Below are 18240 nucleotides of genomic sequence, written 5' to 3'. Positions count from 1 at the left end.
ATGAGCGAGCAGCAGACCGGCGAGACCCGGACCGGCCCCCGGGTCGGGATCGTCATGGGCTCCGACTCCGACTGGCCCGTCATGGAGGCCGCCGGGGACGCGCTCACCGAGCTCGGCGTGGCCTGGGAGGCCGACGTCGTCTCCGCGCACCGGATGCCCGAGGACATGCTCACCTGGGGCCGCGAGGCGGCCCGGCGCGGGCTGTCGGTCGTCGTCGCCGGCGCGGGCGGCGCCGCCCACCTGCCGGGGATGCTCGCCTCGGTCACGCCGCTGCCCGTCATCGGCGTGCCCGTGCCGCTGCGCCACCTCGACGGCCTGGACTCGCTGCTGTCCATCGTCCAGATGCCCGCCGGGGTCCCGGTGGCCACCGTCGGCATCGGCGGCGCCCGCAACGCCGGCCTGCTCGCCGCCCGCATCCTCGGCGCCTCCGACCCGGGGCTGCGCGAGCGCATGGTCGCGTTCCAGGCCTCGCTGCGCACCGCCGCGCAGGAGAAGGGCGCCGTCGTCCGCCGGGCCTCGGGCGGCGCGAGCCGACGGACGGGGTTCTGAGCACCGCCGCACCCGCCGCCGACCGCAGCGCCCAGCCCCGCGCCGGTCGGCTCGTCGGCCTCGACGTCGCCCGCTGCGTGGCGCTGCTCGGGATGGTCGCGACCCACGTCGTCGCCGAGCGCGACCTCGACGGCTCGCTCACCGCCGCCCACTGGGTCGCCGGTGGCCGGGCCTCGGCGCTGTTCGCCGTGCTCGCCGGGGTCACCCTCGCGCTGGGCACCGGCGGCACCGCCCCGGTCCGTGGTCGCGAGCGGGTGGCGCGCTCGTACGGCTTCGTCGTCCGCGCGGTCGTCCTCGCCGGGCTCGGCCTGCTGCTGGGCGCCGCCGGCTCGGGGCTCGCGGTGATCCTCACCTACTACGGCGTCCTGTTCGTGCTCGGCCTGCCGTTCGTCGGCCTCCGGGCGCGGTGGCTGTGGCTGGCCGCGGCCGTGTGGTGCGTCGCGGCGCCCGTGGTGTCCCAGGTGGTGCGGCCGGCGCTTCCCGAGCGCGGCTTCACGAGCCCGGAGCCGACGTCGCTGGCCGAGCCCGCCCGGCTGGTCTCGGAGCTGCTGCTCACCGGCTACTACCCGGCGGTGCCGTGGCTGACCTACCTGCTGGTCGGCCTCGCGATCGGCCGCTGCGACCTGCGCCGCCTCGACGTCGCCGCCTCGCTCGCGGTCGCCGGGGGCGTGCTCGCCGTCGCGGCCACCGCCGTCTCCCGCCTGCTCACCGAGCGCGCCGACGTGGTGTCCCGGCTGCTCGTCGACGTGCCCGCCCCCGACGGCGAGGCCCTGCTGGACCGTCTCGCCGGCGGCACCGGCGGCACCACCCCGACCGGCGGGTCGTGGGCCTGGCTGCTGACGGTCGCCCCCCACAGCGCCACGCCGTTCGACCTCGCGCAGACCGCGGGCAGCGCGATGCTGGTCGTCGGCGCCTGCCTGCTCGTCACCCTGCGCCTGCCGGCGGCGACGTCGCGCGCGGTCGAGGTCGGCTTCGGCGCGGGCCGGATGTCGCTGAGCCTGTACACGCTGCACGTCGTGCTGCGGACCCCCGACGTGTGGCCGCCCGACGACCACCTGGCGCCCCACGTGCTGGTGCTGCTGCTGATCGGTGCCGGGTTCGCCGCCGCCGGCCGCCGGGGACCGCTGGAGGCGGCCGTCACCGCCGTGTCGCGGGCGGCGGAGCGCTCCGTGCGGGGCCCCGCGCCGGGCCCCGGGCCGGGCCCGGATCAGTCCCCGCGCTGACGCCACTCGATGGCGGGGCAGGTGTCCATGACCATCGCGAGACCGGCCCGGCGGGTGCGGGCGAAGGCCTCGGCGTCGATCACGCCGAGCTGGAACCAGACCGCCTGCGCCCCGATCGCGACGGCCTCGTCGGCGAACCGACCGGCCTGCTCGGAGCGCCGGAACACGTCGACCACGTCGACGCCGAAGGGGATCTCCGCGAGCGTGGCGTAGCCGGGCTCGCCGAGCACCGTCGCGGCCCGCGGGTGCACGGGCACGATCCGCTTGCCGCGCTGCTGGAGCAGCTGCGCGATGGAGTACGCCGTCCGGCTCGGGTCGCCGCCCAGCCCGACGACGGCCCACGTCTCGAGGTCGTCCAGCATGAGGCGCACGGCCTCGGGGTCCTGCCACTCGGCGCTCACCGGGCCACCCTAGGACCGCCACCTAGGGTCGGGGCATGGGTGAGCGCATCGAGATCGACGTGGCCGGCGACGCCGTGGAGGCCTACCTGACCGGGTCCGGACCGGGCGTGCTGGTGTGCATGGACGCGATCGGGCTCCGGCCCCGCCTCGAGGAGATGGCCGACGAGGTCGCCTCCTGGGGCCACACGGTGCTGGTGCCGAACCTGTTCCACCGCGCCGGGCGGGCCGACGACCTCGCTCCCGCCGGGGACCTGACCGCGCCCGGTGCCCGCGAAGAGTTCTTCGCCGGTGCCATGCAGCGGCTGGGTGCCTACACGCCCGCCCAGGCCGTCGCCGACGGTCACGCCGGCGTCGCCGCCCTCCGGGCCCACGGCGTCGACGGGCCGGTCGGGGTGGTCGGCTACTGCATGGGTGCCGCGGTCGCCGTCCGCGCGGCCTCCGCGATGCCGGACGACGTCGCCGCGTGCGGGGGGTTCCACGGCGGCGGTCTGGTCACCGACGCCCCCGAGAGCCCCCACCGCACCCTGGCCACCGCGCGGGCGCGGTTCGCCTTCGGCCACGCCGACCAGGACTCCGCGATGCCGCCGGAGGCGGTCGCGACCCTGGGGGAGACCCTCGACGGGCTCGGGCTGGCGCACGTCAACGAGGTCTACGAGGGCGCCCCCCACGGCTACTCGATGGCCGACACCTCGGTCTACGACGAGGCCGCGACCCGGCGGCACTTCACCACCCTGCACGAGCTGTACGCCGACCTGCGGGCCTGAGCCCGCAGCCGCCGGCCCGGCCGGACCGGGTCGAGCCGGGTCCTCTCCGGCGGCGTCAGCCGGGGAACAGCTCCGGCGCCTCGGACGCACGGCCGGTGAACTCCGGTGACCGCTTCTCGCGGAACGCCGCGACGCCCTCCTTGCCGTCGCCCACCGACGCGTGCCACATGGCGAGCGAGTCGGCGCGGTGCGCGTCGAGGGGGTGCGCCGAGCCCAGCCCGGCGTACATCAGCCGGCGGGTCATCGCGACGCCGACGCGGGAGCGGTGGGTGGTGAAGCGCCGCGCGAGCCCGTACGCCGCGTCGAGCAGCTCCTCGGGGGCGTGCAGCGAGCGGACCAGCCCGCCCTCGTGGGCCTCGGCCGCCGTCAGCACGTCGGCGGCGTAGGTCCACTCCAGGGCGCGGGAGACGCCGACGATGCGGGGCAGGTACCAGGTCGAGCAGGCCTCGGGCACGATCCCGAGGCGCCCGAAGACGAAGCCGATGCGGGCCTCGGTCGAGGCGAGGCGCACGTCCATCGGCAGGGTCATGGTCGCGCCGATGCCGACCGCGGGACCGTTGATCGCCGCGATGACGGGCTTCGCACAGTCGTGGATCGCCAGGCTGACCGTGCCGCCGGTGTCGCGGACGCCGTCGGCGATCCGGGGCTCGTGCAGGCGGTCGCGCAGGTCCTCGGGTGTGGGGTGGGCGTCCTCGTCGAGGCCGAAGACGTTGCCCTCGGCGGAGAGGTCCATGCCCGCGCAGAAGGCGCGGCCGGCGCCGGTCACGACCACCGCGGCGACGTCGTCGTCGGCGCTCGCGCGACCGAAGGCGGCGACCAGCTCGCGCGCCATGGTGACGGTGAAGGAGTTCAGGGCGTCGGGCCGGTCGAGCGTCAGCGTGAGGATGCCGTCGCCGTCGACCTCCCAGCGCAGCGTCTCGTAGGGGCGCTCGTCGGGGGTGGTGCCGGTCATCAGGGGAGTCCTGTCGGGGTGCAGAGCTGGCGGCCGATCCGCTCGGTCTCGTTGTCGATGATGCGCCCGAACAGCTCGTCGGCGCGGGCGGTGTCCGGCGGCAGCGGGTTGGTGATGCCGGCGATCGGGTAGCTGCAGGTCAGGCTCCCCTCGCCGCCGACGTTGGTCATGGCGAAGGCGAAGCGACCCAGCGCGAAGGGGCCGGTGCCCTCGCTGACGTCGAGCGACGCGGCGGCGGACATGTTCAGGCGCCACCAGCGCAGCGGGTTGAGCACGGACCACGGCGACAGGGCCTTGTCGCCGACGGCCGAGACCACCTCGCGCTGGTTCTCGGCGCGCTGGATGTCGCCGTTGGGGAAGTTGCGGCTGCGGGCGTAGCCCAGCGCGGTCCGGCCGTCGACCTCCTGGCAGCCGCGGCGGACGCTCAGGTTGGCCAGCGGGTCGTCCATCGCCTGCTCGGGGCAGATCTCGATGCCGCCGACCCCGTCGACGACGCCGACGAACCCGCCGAAGCCGATCTCGACGTAGTGGTCCACGCGCACCCCCGTGGTCGCCTCGACCGTGCGGGTCAGCAGCTTGGCCCCGCCGTAGGCGTAGGCGGCGTTGATGCGGTCGCTGCCGCGGCCCGGGATCTCGACCTGCAGGTCGCGGGGCACCGAGAGCAGCACGTCGGGGCCGCTGCCGACGCGCAGCAGCAGGATGGTGTCGGTGCGCCGGCCCGCGGCGTCGCCGGTGCCGAGCTCCTCGCGCTCCTCGGCCGACAGGTCCTCGCGGGAGTCGCTGCCCACGATCAGGTAGGTCGTCCCGGGCTGGTTGTCGGGGCGGTTGTCGTCGTCGGGGAACGCGTCGACCCGGTCGATGCGGAGGTAGGCGACGATCGGGGTGACGACCAGGAACACCAGCCACAGGACGAGCAGCGCGAGGATCCAGCGCGGCCGCGGGCGGGGGAACCGGCGGCCGCCGGAGCGACCCGACGAGCGTCCGGGCGGGGGCGCCGGCTGCTGGGGCGGCGGCACCGGGCGGCGCGGCGGCGGCTCCTGCGCCGGTCGGTACGACGGGGCGCCGTACGGGGAGCCGGCGGCGGGCCCGGCGGGGGGCCCGGCGGCGGGGAACGTCTGTGTCCGGTCGTCGCCGCCCTGCGGGTCGGGGCGGCCGGAGGACCGGAACACCTGCGTGGACTCCTCGTCCGGGCTCGACGGGCCCGGCCCCGCGGCCCGACCGGCGTCGCCGCTGGTCGAGGTGCCGTAGAGCCAGTCGTACTCGGGCGTGCCCTTCTCGGGTCCGCCGGAGGAGTCAGCCATGCGGCGACCGTACCGGGCTGCCCGCCGTCGCCCCGGCCGGGCACGATGGCGGGCGTGCCGCACCACGACGCCCCGACGACCTGGCGCCACACCCGCACGGCCCGTCTCCTCCTCGACGCCCACGGGCCCGGCGACCTGCCCGCGGTGCACGCACTGCACGCCGACCCGGCGGTGTGGGGGCACTTCCCGTCCGGTCGCCACACGACGCTCGAGCAGACGGTCGCGACGGTCGCCGGCGACGAGGAGCGCTGGGCCGGCGACGGCCTCGCCCCCTGGTCGGTCCGACTCGCCGAGGCCGGTCCGGGCTCGCCGGTCGTGGGTCGCGCCGGGTGCTCGGTCCGGCGGACCGACGAGGGCCCGCTGCCGTGGTGGAACCTCTACTACCGGCTGTCCCCGGCGGTCCAGGGCCGCGGGCTGGCGACGGAGGTGGGTCGCCACGCGATGACCGCGGCCGCGGCCGTCGCCCCCGACCGCCCGGTGCTGGCCTTCCTCGTCGAGCACAACGTCGCGTCCCGTCGTACGGCGGAGGGCCTGGGGCTGCGGCTCGTCCACCGCGGCCCCGACACCGGCAACCCCGACCCCGACGCGGTCCGCCTGGTCTACCTCGACCGCGTGCCCACCGCGGAGGTGACCGCGGCCCTCCGCCGGCTCTGGGTCTGATCGTCCGCCCGCCGCGGGACGGTCCCTGACGTGGCGACCGCGCCCCACGACCGCGCCGCCCCGACACTCAAGTTCTACGTGAGGGTTACGGCGCGCCGTCACGGATGTGACGGCTGGGGCTGGTGATACTTGCGGCGCACTCGTCCGCGTCGCCTCGGCGACGTACCGGCGTCACTGCTTCCTTCCCCTGAGCAGAGAGGTCCCGATGGCGTCCGCTCCACCCCCGGGCAGCTCCAGCACCCCGCCCGGCCACCCGACCGCGACGGACTCCGTCCGCCACCCCGCACCCGTGCGGACGGCGACGGACGACCGGGCGGCGAGGGTGCGGTTCCGCCGCGCGATCACCCTGATGGTCCTCACGCTCGTCGCGCCGGGCTCCGCGCAGCTGATCGCCGGCAACCAGCGGGTCGGGCGCATCGCGCTGCGCATCTGGCTGGGCCTGCTGGCGGTGCTGCTGGTCCTGACGCTGACCGGGCTGGCGTGGCACGGGATGGTCTTCACCCTCGCCTCCGACACCGCGGTGCTCGCCGTCGTGCGGTTCGGGCTGATGCTGCTCGCCGTCGGCTGGGCCGCCCTGCTGATGGACGCCTGGCGCCTCGGCAACCCGCTCACGCTGCGCCAGGGCCAGCGGATCGCGATCGTCGGCGTCAACGGCCTGATGTGCTTCACGGTCGCGGGCACGCTGCTGTTCGGGGCGCACGTCGTGGGCGTCCAGCGGGACCTGATCGCCTCGATGTTCGGCGACGGCGAGGCCACCGCCGCCACCGCCGGGCGCTACAACGTGCTGCTCATGGGCGGCGACGCCGGGGCCGGCCGGGTCGGCCTGCGACCCGACTCGCTCACCGTCGCCAGCGTCGACGCCGAGTCCGGCAGGACCGTGCTGGTCTCGCTGCCCCGCAACATGTCGAGCTTCCCCTTCCCGAAGGGCAGCGAGATGCACCGCGAGTTCCCGCAGGGCTGGGACTGCGACGACTGCTACCTCAACGCCATCAGCACCTGGGCCACCGACCACCCCGAGGTCTTCAAGGGCTCCGACACCCCCGGCATCGACGCCACGATCCAGGGCGTCGAGGGCATCACCGGGCTGCGCATCAACTACTGGGCGATGGTCGACATGGCCGGCTTCACCGGACTGGTCGACGCGGTCGGCGGCGTCGAGCTCAACGTCCGCGACCGGATCCCGGTCGGCGGCCTCGGCTCCGACGTCACCGGCTACATCGAGCCGGGCGTGCGGAAGCTCGACGGCCACGACACGCTGTGGTTCGCCCGCGCCCGGGAGGGCTCGGACGACTACTCCCGCATGGCCCGCCAGAAGTGCGTGATGTCCGCGATGCTCCAGCAGGTCAGCCCGCAGACGGCGCTGAAGAACTTCAGCAGCATCGCCGAGGCCGGCTCCGCCATGCTCTCGACCAACGTGCCTGGCTCGGAGGTCGACACCTTCGCCCAGCTCGCGCTGAAGGCCCGCTCGGAGCCGATCGCCACGGTCTCGCTGGTGCCGCCGCTCATCAACACCGCGGAGCCCGACATCGAGCTGGTCCAGAACCGCGTCCAGAACGCGATCGACCGCGCCGAGGGCAAGCCCGCCCCGAAGCCGTCCCGCAAGCGGACCACCACCCCGACCACCATGACCGGCGGCTCGCTGGGCTCCATGAGCGACGGGTACGCCGCCAACCAGGCCGAGGACCTCGGCGCCACCTGCTGAGCCGCGCGAGCGGTCCGCCCGCCACCGGGACCCGGCGGTGCCACCGGGCACCCCGTCCTCCGCGGGTGCCGGTGGCGCCCGGCGGGTGCGGGGCGGCTCGATCGCCGTCCGCGGTGGTCAGCGCTGGGGGAGGCCCCGGGCGAGCGGGGCGACGGCGTCGAGGACCTGGGCGGAGCCGGCCACGAGCAGGGGGCCGCGCTCCCCGAGCCGGTGCGGGCGCGTCGGGTCGTACGGCGCGCCGTCGGCGCCGGCCACCGCGCCGCCGGCCTCGGTGAGCAGCAGCGAGCCGGGGGCGTGGTCCCAGGGCAGGCCGTTGCCGTAGAGGGCGACGTCGGCGAGCCCGGCGGCGACGGAGGGGTAGTCGACCCCGCAGCACACCCAGGTCAGCTCGAACGGGGCCATGCCCTCCACGCGCGTCCGCAGCCAGCGACGCGCCGAGGTGACGGCGCGCCACGACCCGAGGTCGCCGGTGGTGGCGGGCACGGTGAGCCGCTGCCCGTCGACCCAGGCGCCCGCGCCGCGCTCGGCGACGAAGGACCGGCCGTGCTGGGGCTGGTGGATCCAGCCGCGCACGACCTCGCCCTCGCGCAGCTCCGCGACCATCACGGCGTGGTCGGGCGAGCCGTGCACGAAGTTCTTGGTGCCGTCGACCGGGTCGACGGTGAAGGCGTGGCCCGCGCGCGCCGCGGCGGTGAAGCGGTCCATCACGGCCGGGTCGGCGGCGTACGCCTCCTCGCCGAGCACCACGGCGTCCGGGTAGGCGGCGCGCAGCGCGGCGGTCAGCTCGACCTCGGCCTCGCGGTCGGCCACCGTGACCAGGTCGCCGGGGTTCTTCTCCATGACCTCCGCGTCGTCGAGCGCACGGAAGCGGGGGGTGATCACGCGTTCCGCGACGTCGACGAGCAGGTCGAGGACGGCGTCGGTCGCGAGGTCGGTGGTCACGTCGGTCCACGGTAGTGCCCGCCGTTAGGGTCCCGGTCATGGTCGGACGTGTGCGGGTGGTGGCGGTGGTCGTGACGTTCGACCGCCTGGACCTGCTCCGGCGCCTGCTCGACCGCCTGGCCGAGGTGCCCGAGCTCGACGAGGTGCTCGTCGTCGACAACGCCAGCACCGACGGCACGGGGGAGTGGCTCGCCGAGCGCGAGGCCGCCGTGACGGGCTTGCGCAGCCACACCCTCGCGACCAACACCGGCGGTGCGGGCGGCTTCCACGCCGGCCTGGAGTGGGCGATGCGCCGCGACGCCGACCTGGTCTGGCTCATGGACGACGACGGCCTGCCCGAGCCCGGCTGCCTGGCCGAGCTGCTCACCCGCCACGGGGAGCTCGACTTCTGGGGTCCGGTGGTCGTCGACGAGGCCGACCCGGAGCGGCTCGTCTTCCCGATCCGGCTGCCGGGCTCGCTGCGCACCGTCCACCGCGTCACCGACGTCGAGGCGGCGGCCCTCGACGGGCTGGTCCGCGACGTCGTCATCCCCTTCAACGGCGTCCTGGTCACCCGCGAGCTGGTCGAGCGCATCGGCCTGCCCCGCGAGGAGTTCTTCATCTGGGGCGACGACCACGAGTACCGGCTGCGCGCCGAGAGGGCCGGGGGCCGCGTCGCGACGCTGCCCGGCGCCCGGGTGCACCACCCCAGCGTCGGCGAGCTCGGCACGCCGATGATGGGCGGCCGCACGACGTACAACCACAGCCCCAGCGAGCTGAAGCACTACTGCATGGCCCGCAACAACACCGTCAACCTCCGCGACTACCGCGGCTGGCCCCACGTGCTCGCGTTCTGGGTCAAGACCGTGTGGTTCTACGCCCTCACCCGGCCCCAGCCCGGCCGGATCGCGACCAGCGCCCGCGCGGCGTACGCCGGGCTGCGCGGCGACTTCACCGGCCACCGCGCCTACCTCCGCCGATGAGCGCCACCCCCGGGGCGCGCCCGGAGACCGTGGCCGTCGCGGTCGTGACCTACAACCGCGCCGACCTGCTGCGCGGCATGCTCGCCGGCCTGGCGGCCCTGACCCGCGCCCCCGACGCGGTGATCGTCGTCGACAACGCCAGCACCGACCACACCGCCGAGGTCCTGGCCGCCAGCGACCTGGTGGGGCTGCAGGTGATCCGCAGCGAGACCAACGTCGGGGGCGCCGGCGGCTTCCGGGCGGCGGTGAAGGAGGCCCACGACCGGGGCTTCGACCGGATCTGGCTCATGGACGACGACGTCGTGCCCGCGCCGGACTGCCTCGCGGTGCTGATGTCGTACGACGAGGACTGCCTGATGGCGGTCCGCGAGGACCGCGCCGGTGCGCTGGTGGAGAAGTCCGCGCTCCGGTTCGACCTGACCCGGGCGCGGGCGGTGAAGCCCAAGACCGCCATGGTCGAGACGACGTACCTCACCCGGGCGGCGATGCCCGCGACCGTCGAGCTGGAGAACGTCGCGTTCGAGGGCTTCATGGTCCGCCGCTCGGTCGTCGCCGAGATCGGCCTGCCCGACGCCTCGTTCTTCATCTTCTACGACGACGTCGACTACGCGATCCGCGCGCGACGGGCGGGCCGGCGGATCCTCGCCGTGCGCGACGCCGTGCTGGTGCGTCAGCTCGACTTCGACCAGCAGCACGACCTCGGGGGGTGGAAGGGCTTCTACATGTACCGCAACCTCTTCGCGGTCCACCTCCGCTACGGCGAGAGCCCCCTGGTGCGCGCCAAGCCCTGGCTGATCGCGGCCGGCGTGGTGGCGCTGAGCCCCGTGCGCGGGGGGCCGGGTGAGGCACGCAACGTCCTCCGGGCGCTGCGGGCGGCGCGGGGGATGCGGGCCCTGCCCGCCGATTCCGTAGAGTGATCGACCGTGTCACTCCCTGATCTGGTCGTCGTCGGGTCCGGCTTCTTCGGACTCACCATCGCCGAGCGCTGCGCGTCCGAGCTGGACCTGAAGGTCCTGGTGCTCGAGCGGCGCCACCACCTCGGCGGCAACGCCTACTCCGAGAAGGAGCCGACCACCGGCATCGAGGTGCACAAGTACGGCGCGCACCTGTTCCACACCTCCAACGAGCGGGTGTGGGAGTACGTCAACCGGTTCACCTCCTTCACCGACTACCGCCACAAGGTGTTCGGCAAGTACCAGGGGCAGGTCTACTCGCTGCCGATGAACCTCGGGCTGATCAACCAGTTCTTCGGCAAGGCGCACACGCCGGCCGAGGCGCGCGAGCTGATCGCCGAGCAGTCCTCCGAGATCGCCACCGAGGACGCCACGAACCTCGAGGAGAAGGCGATCAGCCTGATCGGGCGCCCGCTGTACGAGGCGTTCATCAAGGGCTACACCGGCAAGCAGTGGCAGACCGACCCCACGAAGCTGTCCGCCGACATCATCACGCGCCTGCCCGTGCGCTACACCTACGAGAACGGCTGGTTCTCCGACACCCACGAGGGCCTGCCGACCGACGGCTACACCGCGTGGCTGGAGCGGATGGCGGACCACCCCAACATCGAGGTCCGCCTCGAGACCGACTTCTTCGCCGTGGCCGACGAGTACAAGGGCAGGGTGCCGATCGTCTACACCGGGCCCGTCGACGAGTACTTCGGCCACTCCGAGGGCCGGCTGTCGTGGCGCACCGTCGACCTCGAGGCCTCCGTCGAGGACGTCGACGACTTCCAGGGCACCGGCGTCGTCAACTACAACGACGCCGACGTCCCCTTCACCCGGATCATCGAGTTCCAGCACTTCCACCCGGAGCGGGCCCGGACCCACCTGCCGGGCAAGACGGTCATCGTCCACGAGTACAGCCGCTTCGCCGAGCCCGACGACGAGCCGTACTACCCGGTCAACACCGCGGAGGACCGCGAGAAGCTGCTGCGCTACCGCGACCTCGCCAAGGCCGAGCCGATGGTCCTGTTCGGCGGCCGCCTCGGCACCTACAAGTACCTGGACATGCACATGGCCATCGGCTCGGCCCTGTCCATGTTCGACAACACGCTGCGCCCCCACTTCGCCGAGGGTGCGGCCCTGAGGAGCGGAGGGGTCGACGCATGAGTGCACGCCGACTGCTGCAGCGCCAGATCCTCCCCGTCGACGGGGACCTGGACGTCATCAGCCTGTACGTCGACTCGAAGCCCGCCAGCCTCGACCTCGACCGCTACGAGGTGGGGACCAACAAGACGGCCCAGGCCGTCAACGCGACCGCCATGCGCACCGGCGTCGGCGGCGGCGAGACCATCGGCCCCGAGCAGGTCGAGTCCCGCACCGCGATGCGGGTCCCCTCGGGCGAGCGGCTCTCGTTCGGCACCTACTTCAACGGCTTCCCGGCCAGCTACTGGCGCCGCTGGACCGTCGTGGACGAGGTCCGCCTCACCGTGCAGGTCGCCGGCGCCGGCGCCGGCCTCGTAGTCTACCGCTCCACCGCCGACGGCCGCTCGCAGCGCGTCGACGGCGGCAGCACCGGCGAGGAGTCGAAGGCCACCTTCACCTTCGACCTGCCGCTGAAGCCGTTCGCCGACGGCGGGTGGTACTGGTACGACCTCGTGGCGGGCGACACCGACGCGGTGCTGCTCGGCGCCGAGTGGAGCGCCGAGGTGCCCGACGACCGGGCCGAGCACGGCACCGTCGACATCGCGATCACCACGATGAACCGGCCCGACTTCTGCGCCAACCTGCTCGCGCAGGTCGGCGGCGACGAGCACCTGCGCGGCTACCTCGACACCGTGATGGTGATGGAGCAGGGCACGCAGAAGGTCGCCGACTCCCCGCAGTTCGGCGCCGCCCGCGAGGCCCTCGGCGACACGCTGCGCATCCTCGAGCAGGGCAACCTGGGCGGGTCCGGCGGCTACGCCCGCGGCCAGCTGGAGTCGGTGCGCAAGGGCACCGCGTCGTACGCGCTGATGCTCGACGACGACGTCGTGTGCGAGCCCGAGAGCATCGTGCGCGCGATCACCTTCGGCGACCTCGCGCGCCGCCCGACCATCGTCGGCGGCCACATGTTCAGCCTGTACTCCCGCGCCCGGCTGCACAGCTACGGCGAGAAGGTGCAGCCCTGGACCTTCTGGTGGGGCTCGGCCCCCGGCGTCGTGCCGGACTGGGACTTCTCCGCCCGCAACCTGCGCTCCACCCGCTGGCTGCACAGCCGCATCGACGTGGACTACAACGGCTGGTTCATGTGCCTGATCCCGCGCTCGACGATGGAGCAGATCGGCCTGTCGCTGCCGCTGTTCCTCAAGTGGGACGACTCCGAGTACGGGCTGCGCGCCAAGCAGGCCGGGATCCCGACCGTCAGCCTCCCCGGCTCCGCGGTCTGGCACGTGCCGTGGACCGACAAGAACGACGCGGTCGACTGGCAGGCCTACTTCCACCAGCGCAACCGCTTCGTCGCCGCGCTGCTGCACAGCCAGTACGAGAAGGGCGGGCGGATGGTGCGGGAGAGCCGCAACCACCAGATCGCCCGGCTGGTCTCCATGCAGTACTCGACGGTCGAGATGCGCCACCAGGCGCTGCTCGACGTCCTCGAGGGCCCCGACCACCTGCACCGCGTGCTGCCGACCCGGCTCGCCGAGGTCAATGCGATGCGCAAGCAGTTCCTCGACGGCCGGCTCGAGTCCGACCCCGACGCCTTCCCCGACGTGCGGCGCAGCAAGCCGCCCCGCAAGGGCCGCGACGGCAACCACATCCCCACCCGCAAGCAGCTGCTCCTGCGCGCCGGCCTGCAGCCGCTGCGCCAGCTCACGCCCCCGCGGGCGCTGTCGCGGACCCACCCCGAGGCGGAGGTCCGCGCCGCGGACGCCAAGTGGTACCGCCTCGGCACCCTGGACTCCGCGGTCGTGTCGATGAACGACGGCACCTCGGCGGCGCTGTACCGCCGCGACCCGGAGACCTTCCGCGCCCAGCTGGCCAAGACCCTCGAGATCCACGAGCGCCTCAAGCGCGAGTGGCCGCGGCTGGCGGCGGAGTACCGCGAGGCACTGCCCCGGATCACCTCGCCCGAGACCTGGGAGGAGACGCTGCGGCCCTGGCTCCACGGGCCCGACACCCCGGCGTCGGCCGAGGGCGACGGTGACTGACACCGCCGCCCGCCCGACCGGCGACGGCGAGCGCCCGGCGTACGACACCTCGGCGCTGCCGCTGGTGCCGCCGTCGGCGACCACCGGGCTGTTCGAGGTCTTCCGGCGCCGCTACCTGCTGCGGCTGCTGGTGCGTCGCGAGATCAGCGCCCGCTACCAGGGCTCGTTCCTCGGCATCCTGTGGTCCTACGTCAACCCGTTCACGCAGTTCCTGCTCTACTACTTCGTGCTCGGCATCGTCGTCGGCCTCGGCGACCGCTTCGAGAACTTCGCGGTCCACGTCTTCTGCGGGCTGGTCGTGGTGTCCTTCTTCACCGAGACCTTCAACGCCGGCACGCGCTCGATCGTCGGCAACCGGCAGCTGGTGCAGAAGATGGCCGTGCCCCGGGAGATGTTCCCGGTGGCGTCGATGCTGGTCTCCGGCTACCACGTGCTGCCGCAGATCGCGATCCTCGTGGTGATCTCGCTGTGGTACGGCTGGAGCCCGGACCCGGTCGGGATGCTCGGCATGGTCGTGGCGCTGCTGATCATCGGGGTCCTCGGCACCGCGCTCGCCCTGCTCTTCAGCGCGGCCAACGTGTTCTTCCGCGACTTCGCGCAGGTCGTCAACGTGCTGACGAACTTCGTGCGCTTCGGCGTCCCGATGATCTACCCCTACACGCTGGTCTCGGAGCGGTTCGGCTCGTTCGCCACGCTCTACCTGGCCAACCCGATCGCCGACGCCGTGCTGCTGGTGCAGCGCGCCTTCTGGGTGGGCACCACGCAGGATCCCGCGGAGTACACCCGGCTCCACATCCCCGACCACATCCTGCTGATCGGGCTGGGCGCCCTCGCCGGGTCGGTGGTCGTGCTGGTGGTCGGCCAGCTGGTGTTCAGCCGGCTCGAGAACAAGATCCCGGAGCGCCTGTGACCACCTCCATCGTCGTGGACGACGTGTCGAAGAAGTTCACGCTGCGCTACCACCGCACCCTCAAGCAGATGACGGTCGCCGCCGTGCGCCGCCAGGAGCTCACCGACAGCTTCTGGGCGCTGCGCGACGTCTCCTTCGAGGTGAAGCAGGGGGAGTCGATCGGGCTGATGGGCCTCAACGGCTCCGGCAAGTCGACGCTGCTCAAGCTCGTCAACGGCGTGATGCGCCCCGACCGCGGCCAGGTGCTCGCCCGCGGCCGGATCGCGGGGCTGATCGCGGCGCGCGCCGGGTTCCACCCGCAGCTGTCCGGGCGGGAGAACATCTACCTCAACGCCGCCGTGCAGGGGATGTCGGAGGCGGAGACGAAGCGCAAGTTCGACGACATCGTGGAGTTCGCCGACATCGGCAAGTTCCTGGACTCGCAGGTCGGTCACTACAGCTCCGGCATGGCGGCCCGCCTGGGCTTCTCGGTCGCGGTGCACGTGGACTCCGACATCTTCCTCGCCGACGAGGTGCTCGCGGTGGGGGACCGGCCGTTCAAGAAGAAGTGCATGGCGCGGATGGAGGAGATCCGCGACAGCGGCCGGACGATCTTCTACGTCAGCCACGCCGCGGCCTCGGTGCGGCGGATGTGCGACCGGGTGATCGTCCTCGAGCAGGGCCGGGTCGGCTTCGACGGTCCCACGGACGACGGCATCAAGTACCTCGAGTACGAGGACGGGCCGGGCGACGAGCCGGACACCGACGACGGGCTCGGCGCCGACGTCTGACGCGCCACGCCCAGCGTCGGGACTTTCTCTCGGCGTGTCGGCGTGTCGACTGGAAATTACAGTCGTGTACTTACTCAGTTCACCTGTCGTGGCCGGTGTGACTGGTGTGAAACTTGGGTGCTCGTGTGAACCGTCCCCGGCACCGGAGTCCCCCAGATGCGCCCTTCGCAGGCCCGATTCGTCACCGCCACCCAGCAGCTGCTGGCGCTGGGGGTGGTCCTCGTCGTCCTGGCGCCGGCGGCCGGTGTGGCCACCCTCGACGTGGTCGACCGCTTCCCCGGCGGTGCCAGCGGGGCCAGCGGGGCCGGCGGCCCGGGTGGCGCCGGGGGCGAGGTGCGGGTCGCGCCCGGCAGCGCGTCGTACGACCCGGACGCGGAGCGGGCCGAGGTCGAGACCGCCCCGGTCGAGGCGGACCTCGTCGAGCACCGGCTGACCACCCGCACCGGTGCGGCCGGCCCGTCGGCCCGCTCGGGCCGGGAGTCCCTCACCTCCGGCGAGGTGCTGAGCGTCGCCGAGCCGGTCTCCGGCTACGGCGCGGTCGGCGTGACCTGGGACTCCGCCGACGCCTACGGCGAGGACGACATCGCCGTCACCGTCCGCACCCGCACCGACGGCGGCCGCTGGACCGGCTGGGAGGAGCTGGAGTACCACGACGAGCACGCCCCCGACCCGGACTCCGCGGAGGCCCGCACCGCCCGTCCCGGCACCGAGCCCGTCTTCGTCGGCGAGGTCGACGAGGTGCAGGTCCGCACCCGCACCCCCGGCACGGCGGCCCCGCGCGACCTCCGGCTCGCGGTCATCGGTCCGGGGGAGTCGGCCGGCACCGAGCTCGCCGCCCCCGAGTACGCCGGGTCCGACGCCGGGCCGGGCGCCGAGGCCGTGACCAGCAGCGAGGGCGACCTGGCGCTGCAGGCCGCCGGCGCGGCGCGCCCGACGATCTTCTCCCGCCAGCAGTGGGGCGCCGACGAGCGTCTGCGCTCCGGCAGCCCCAGCTACGGCACGATCAAGGGCGGTTTCGTCCACCACACGGTCAACGCCAACGACTACAGCCGCGAGCAGGTGCCGGGGATGCTGCGCAGCATCTACGCGTACCACACCCGCAGCCGCGGCTGGTCCGACGTCGGCTACAACTTCCTCGTCGACAAGTTCGGACGCATCTGGGAGGGCCGGTACGGCGGGGTCACCCGCCCGGTGATCGGCGCCCACACGCTCGGCTACAACCACGAGTCGTTCGCGGCGTCGGCGATCGGCAACTTCGACGTCGCCTCGCCCCCCGAGGCCGTCGTGAAGGCGTACGGACGGCTGATGGGCTGGAAGCTCGGGCTCCACGGGATCAACGCCGCCGCCACGAGCGTCACCATCGCCGGGCGCCGGTTCGCGGCGATCAACGGCCACCGCGACGCGGGCTCGACCGCCTGCCCCGGCCGCTTCCTCTACGCCAAGCTGCCGCAGATCCGCTCGCTGGCCCGGGCGGCGCAGACCAGCACCGGTGAGCCGACGCCGCCGACCCCGACGCCGGACCCCGAGCCGCCGGCGCCCACGGTGAGCGGGACCCCCACCCTCGACTCCGACCTCCTGGGCACCCCGCACCCCGACCTGGTCGCCCGCCGCGGCCGCGACGGGCGCCTCCTGGTGGTCCCGACCGCGGGCGGCACCCAGCTCGTCGAGCCGCGGGCCCTCACGGGCACCTGGCCGAGCGCGGCGCGCCTGGTCGCCACGCACGACGTCACCGGGGACTCACGCGCCGACCTGCTCGCGCTCACGCCCGACGGCCGCGGTGCGATCCACCCCGGCGACGGGGCCGGCGGCTTCGGTGCGGCGGTGCGGACGGTCAGCGGCTTCTCGGGCATGTCGCTGGTCGTCTCCGCCGGCGACCTCAACGGCGACGGGCGCTCGGACCTCGTCGGTCGCCTCGACGGCAGCGGCCGGCTCGTCGCCTTCCTCGGCACGGCCCGCGGCGGCTTCGTCCGCTCCCAGGTCGGCACCGGATGGGGCACCTACCCGCTGGTGGCCGGCGCCGGGGACCTCGACGGCGACGGGTACGACGACCTGGTCGGCCGTGACCGCGAGGGTCGGCTCTTCGTGCACCGCGGCCTGGCGCCCGCCGACGGCCGCAGCGCCCGGCTCGCCAAGCGCGTCCAGCTCGCGGGCTCCTTCGGCGCCGTCAACGCGGTCCTCGGGGTCGGCGACGCGGACCGCGACGGCTCGCCCGACCTGCTGGTGCGCCGCGACGGCGGCGACGCCTACCTGCACCCCGTGGGACGCGACCTCGCCCTCGGCCCGGCGTACGGCCCGATCGGCGGTCTCGGCGGCCTCACCGCGATGACGAGCGGGCCCGACCTCACCGGGGACGGCTGGCCCGACGTGCTGGCGCGCAAGGGCGGCAGGCCCGTCCTGGTCGCGCACCGCGGCACGACCGAGACCGAGCGCCCCCGGGTGACCGACGTCGACGCGACGGGCGCCAACCGGATCATGAGCGCCGGCGACGTGGACGGCGACGGGCACGGCGACGTGGTGCTGCGCCAGGGCAGCGGTGCCCTGCTGCTCCACCGCGGCGACGGTGCCGGGGGCTTCGCGGCCCGGGTGAGGATCGGCACCGGCTTCGGCGACGTGACGGGCCTGCAGCCGGTCGGGGACGTGACCGGCGACGGCAGGGCCGACCTGCTCGGCACCCGCGCCGGCAAGCACTGGGTGTGGCCCAGCGGCGGCACCGGAGCGCTCGGCGCCCCGCTGGCCGCCCCGGCGTCGCTGGTCGCGGCGGTCCGACCCTCCGGCATCGACCTGTCGGGCTACGACTGGTGGGTGGCGATCAGCGACCTCAACCTCGTGGGCAAGCCGGACCTGGTGCTGGCGGAGCGGTCAGGCAAGCTGCTGTGGAGCCGCAACCGCCGCGCCGACGACTCCCACGACCCGCGCCGGCTGCTGACGCGCTGGTCCGGCACCTGGAACCTGATCGGCTGAGCCGCCGCAGGGCGGCCCCG

At 74.0% G+C, this 18240-nt stretch carries 16 protein-coding genes; 12 read left to right on the top strand and 4 right to left on the bottom strand.

Features of this window, described 5'->3' with window-relative positions; genetic code table 11:
- A complete protein-coding gene (purE, locus tag ABD158_RS14770) occupies positions 1-549 on the top strand; it encodes a 5-(carboxyamino)imidazole ribonucleotide mutase (RefSeq protein ID WP_344008313.1) in 549 nt (182 codons plus the stop codon).
- Positions 546-1772, top strand: coding sequence for a heparan-alpha-glucosaminide N-acetyltransferase domain-containing protein (locus ABD158_RS14765; RefSeq protein ID WP_344008593.1), 1227 nt, complete (start codon positions 546-548; stop codon positions 1770-1772). Before purE ends, ABD158_RS14765 begins: the two co-directional genes overlap by 4 nt.
- Here ABD158_RS14765 and ABD158_RS14760 read toward each other — a convergent pair.
- Positions 1757-2173: a CoA-binding protein gene (locus ABD158_RS14760; RefSeq protein WP_344008312.1), complete on the bottom strand. Its 417-nt coding sequence runs from the start codon at positions 2171-2173 to the stop codon at positions 1757-1759. The two genes, ABD158_RS14765 and ABD158_RS14760, sit on opposite strands and share 16 nt — an antisense overlap.
- A 35-nt stretch (positions 2174-2208) precedes the next feature.
- Between ABD158_RS14760 and ABD158_RS14755 the strand changes: the two genes are divergently transcribed.
- Positions 2209-2937, top strand: coding sequence for a dienelactone hydrolase family protein (locus ABD158_RS14755; RefSeq protein WP_344008311.1), 729 nt, complete (start codon positions 2209-2211; stop codon positions 2935-2937).
- A gap of 55 nt (positions 2938-2992) precedes the next feature.
- Here ABD158_RS14755 and ABD158_RS14750 read toward each other — a convergent pair whose 3' ends face one another.
- Positions 2993-3889 carry a crotonase/enoyl-CoA hydratase family protein gene (locus tag ABD158_RS14750; RefSeq protein WP_344008310.1) on the bottom strand — a complete coding sequence of 299 codons (897 nt, stop codon included), beginning with the start codon at positions 3887-3889 and terminating at the stop codon, positions 2993-2995.
- A complete protein-coding gene (locus ABD158_RS14745; RefSeq protein WP_344008309.1) occupies positions 3889-5190 on the bottom strand; it encodes an LCP family protein in 1302 nt (433 codons plus the stop codon). The genes ABD158_RS14750 and ABD158_RS14745 overlap by 1 nt, the downstream gene beginning before the upstream one ends.
- Positions 5191-5244: 54 nt before the next feature.
- Here ABD158_RS14745 and ABD158_RS14740 point away from each other — a divergent pair, with 54 nt between their 5' ends.
- Together ABD158_RS14740 and ABD158_RS14735 are read left to right on the top strand one after the other, a co-directional pair.
- Positions 5245-5850, top strand: coding sequence for a GNAT family N-acetyltransferase (locus ABD158_RS14740; RefSeq protein ID WP_344008308.1), 606 nt, complete (start codon positions 5245-5247; stop codon positions 5848-5850).
- Between the two features lie 289 nt (positions 5851-6139).
- A complete protein-coding gene (locus ABD158_RS14735) occupies positions 6140-7552 on the top strand; it encodes an LCP family protein (protein WP_344008307.1) in 1413 nt (470 codons plus the stop codon).
- A gap of 117 nt (positions 7553-7669) precedes the next feature.
- Here ABD158_RS14735 and ABD158_RS14730 read toward each other — a convergent pair whose 3' ends face one another.
- Positions 7670-8494, bottom strand: a complete 825-nt coding sequence (locus ABD158_RS14730) for an inositol monophosphatase family protein (RefSeq protein ID WP_344008306.1) — start codon at positions 8492-8494, stop codon at positions 7670-7672.
- Between the two features lie 38 nt (positions 8495-8532).
- Here ABD158_RS14730 and ABD158_RS14725 point away from each other — a divergent pair, with 38 nt between their 5' ends.
- From ABD158_RS14725 to ABD158_RS14695, 7 genes are all read left to right on the top strand, one after another.
- Positions 8533-9456, top strand: a complete 924-nt coding sequence (locus ABD158_RS14725) for a glycosyltransferase family 2 protein (RefSeq protein WP_344008304.1) — start codon at positions 8533-8535, stop codon at positions 9454-9456.
- Positions 9453-10373, top strand: a complete 921-nt coding sequence (locus tag ABD158_RS14720) for a glycosyltransferase family 2 protein (protein ID WP_344008303.1) — start codon at positions 9453-9455, stop codon at positions 10371-10373. The genes ABD158_RS14725 and ABD158_RS14720 overlap by 4 nt, the downstream gene beginning before the upstream one ends.
- Positions 10374-10379: 6 nt before the next feature.
- Complete coding sequence (gene glf / locus ABD158_RS14715) at positions 10380-11561, top strand: UDP-galactopyranose mutase (protein ID WP_344008302.1); 1182 nt, start codon at positions 10380-10382, stop codon at positions 11559-11561.
- Positions 11558-13579: a glycosyltransferase gene (locus tag ABD158_RS14710; protein WP_344008301.1), complete on the top strand. Its 2022-nt coding sequence runs from the start codon at positions 11558-11560 to the stop codon at positions 13577-13579. Before glf ends, ABD158_RS14710 begins: the two co-directional genes overlap by 4 nt.
- Positions 13572-14489, top strand: a complete 918-nt coding sequence (locus tag ABD158_RS14705) for an ABC transporter permease (protein ID WP_344008300.1) — start codon at positions 13572-13574, stop codon at positions 14487-14489. The genes ABD158_RS14710 and ABD158_RS14705 overlap by 8 nt, the downstream gene beginning before the upstream one ends.
- Positions 14486-15259: an ABC transporter ATP-binding protein gene (locus ABD158_RS14700; protein ID WP_344008299.1), complete on the top strand. Its 774-nt coding sequence runs from the start codon at positions 14486-14488 to the stop codon at positions 15257-15259. The genes ABD158_RS14705 and ABD158_RS14700 overlap by 4 nt, the downstream gene beginning before the upstream one ends.
- Before the next feature lie 156 nt (positions 15260-15415).
- Complete coding sequence (locus tag ABD158_RS14695; RefSeq protein WP_344008298.1) at positions 15416-18220, top strand: FG-GAP-like repeat-containing protein; 2805 nt, start codon at positions 15416-15418, stop codon at positions 18218-18220.
- Positions 18221-18240: the final 20 nt, after the last annotated feature.

This window comes from Nocardioides lentus, from assembly GCF_039529515.1.
GTDB lineage: Bacteria > Actinomycetota > Actinomycetes > Propionibacteriales > Nocardioidaceae > Nocardioides > Nocardioides lentus.
Note: the sequence above shows the minus strand (reverse complement) of the source record. Positions and strands in the feature narration are given on the sequence as shown.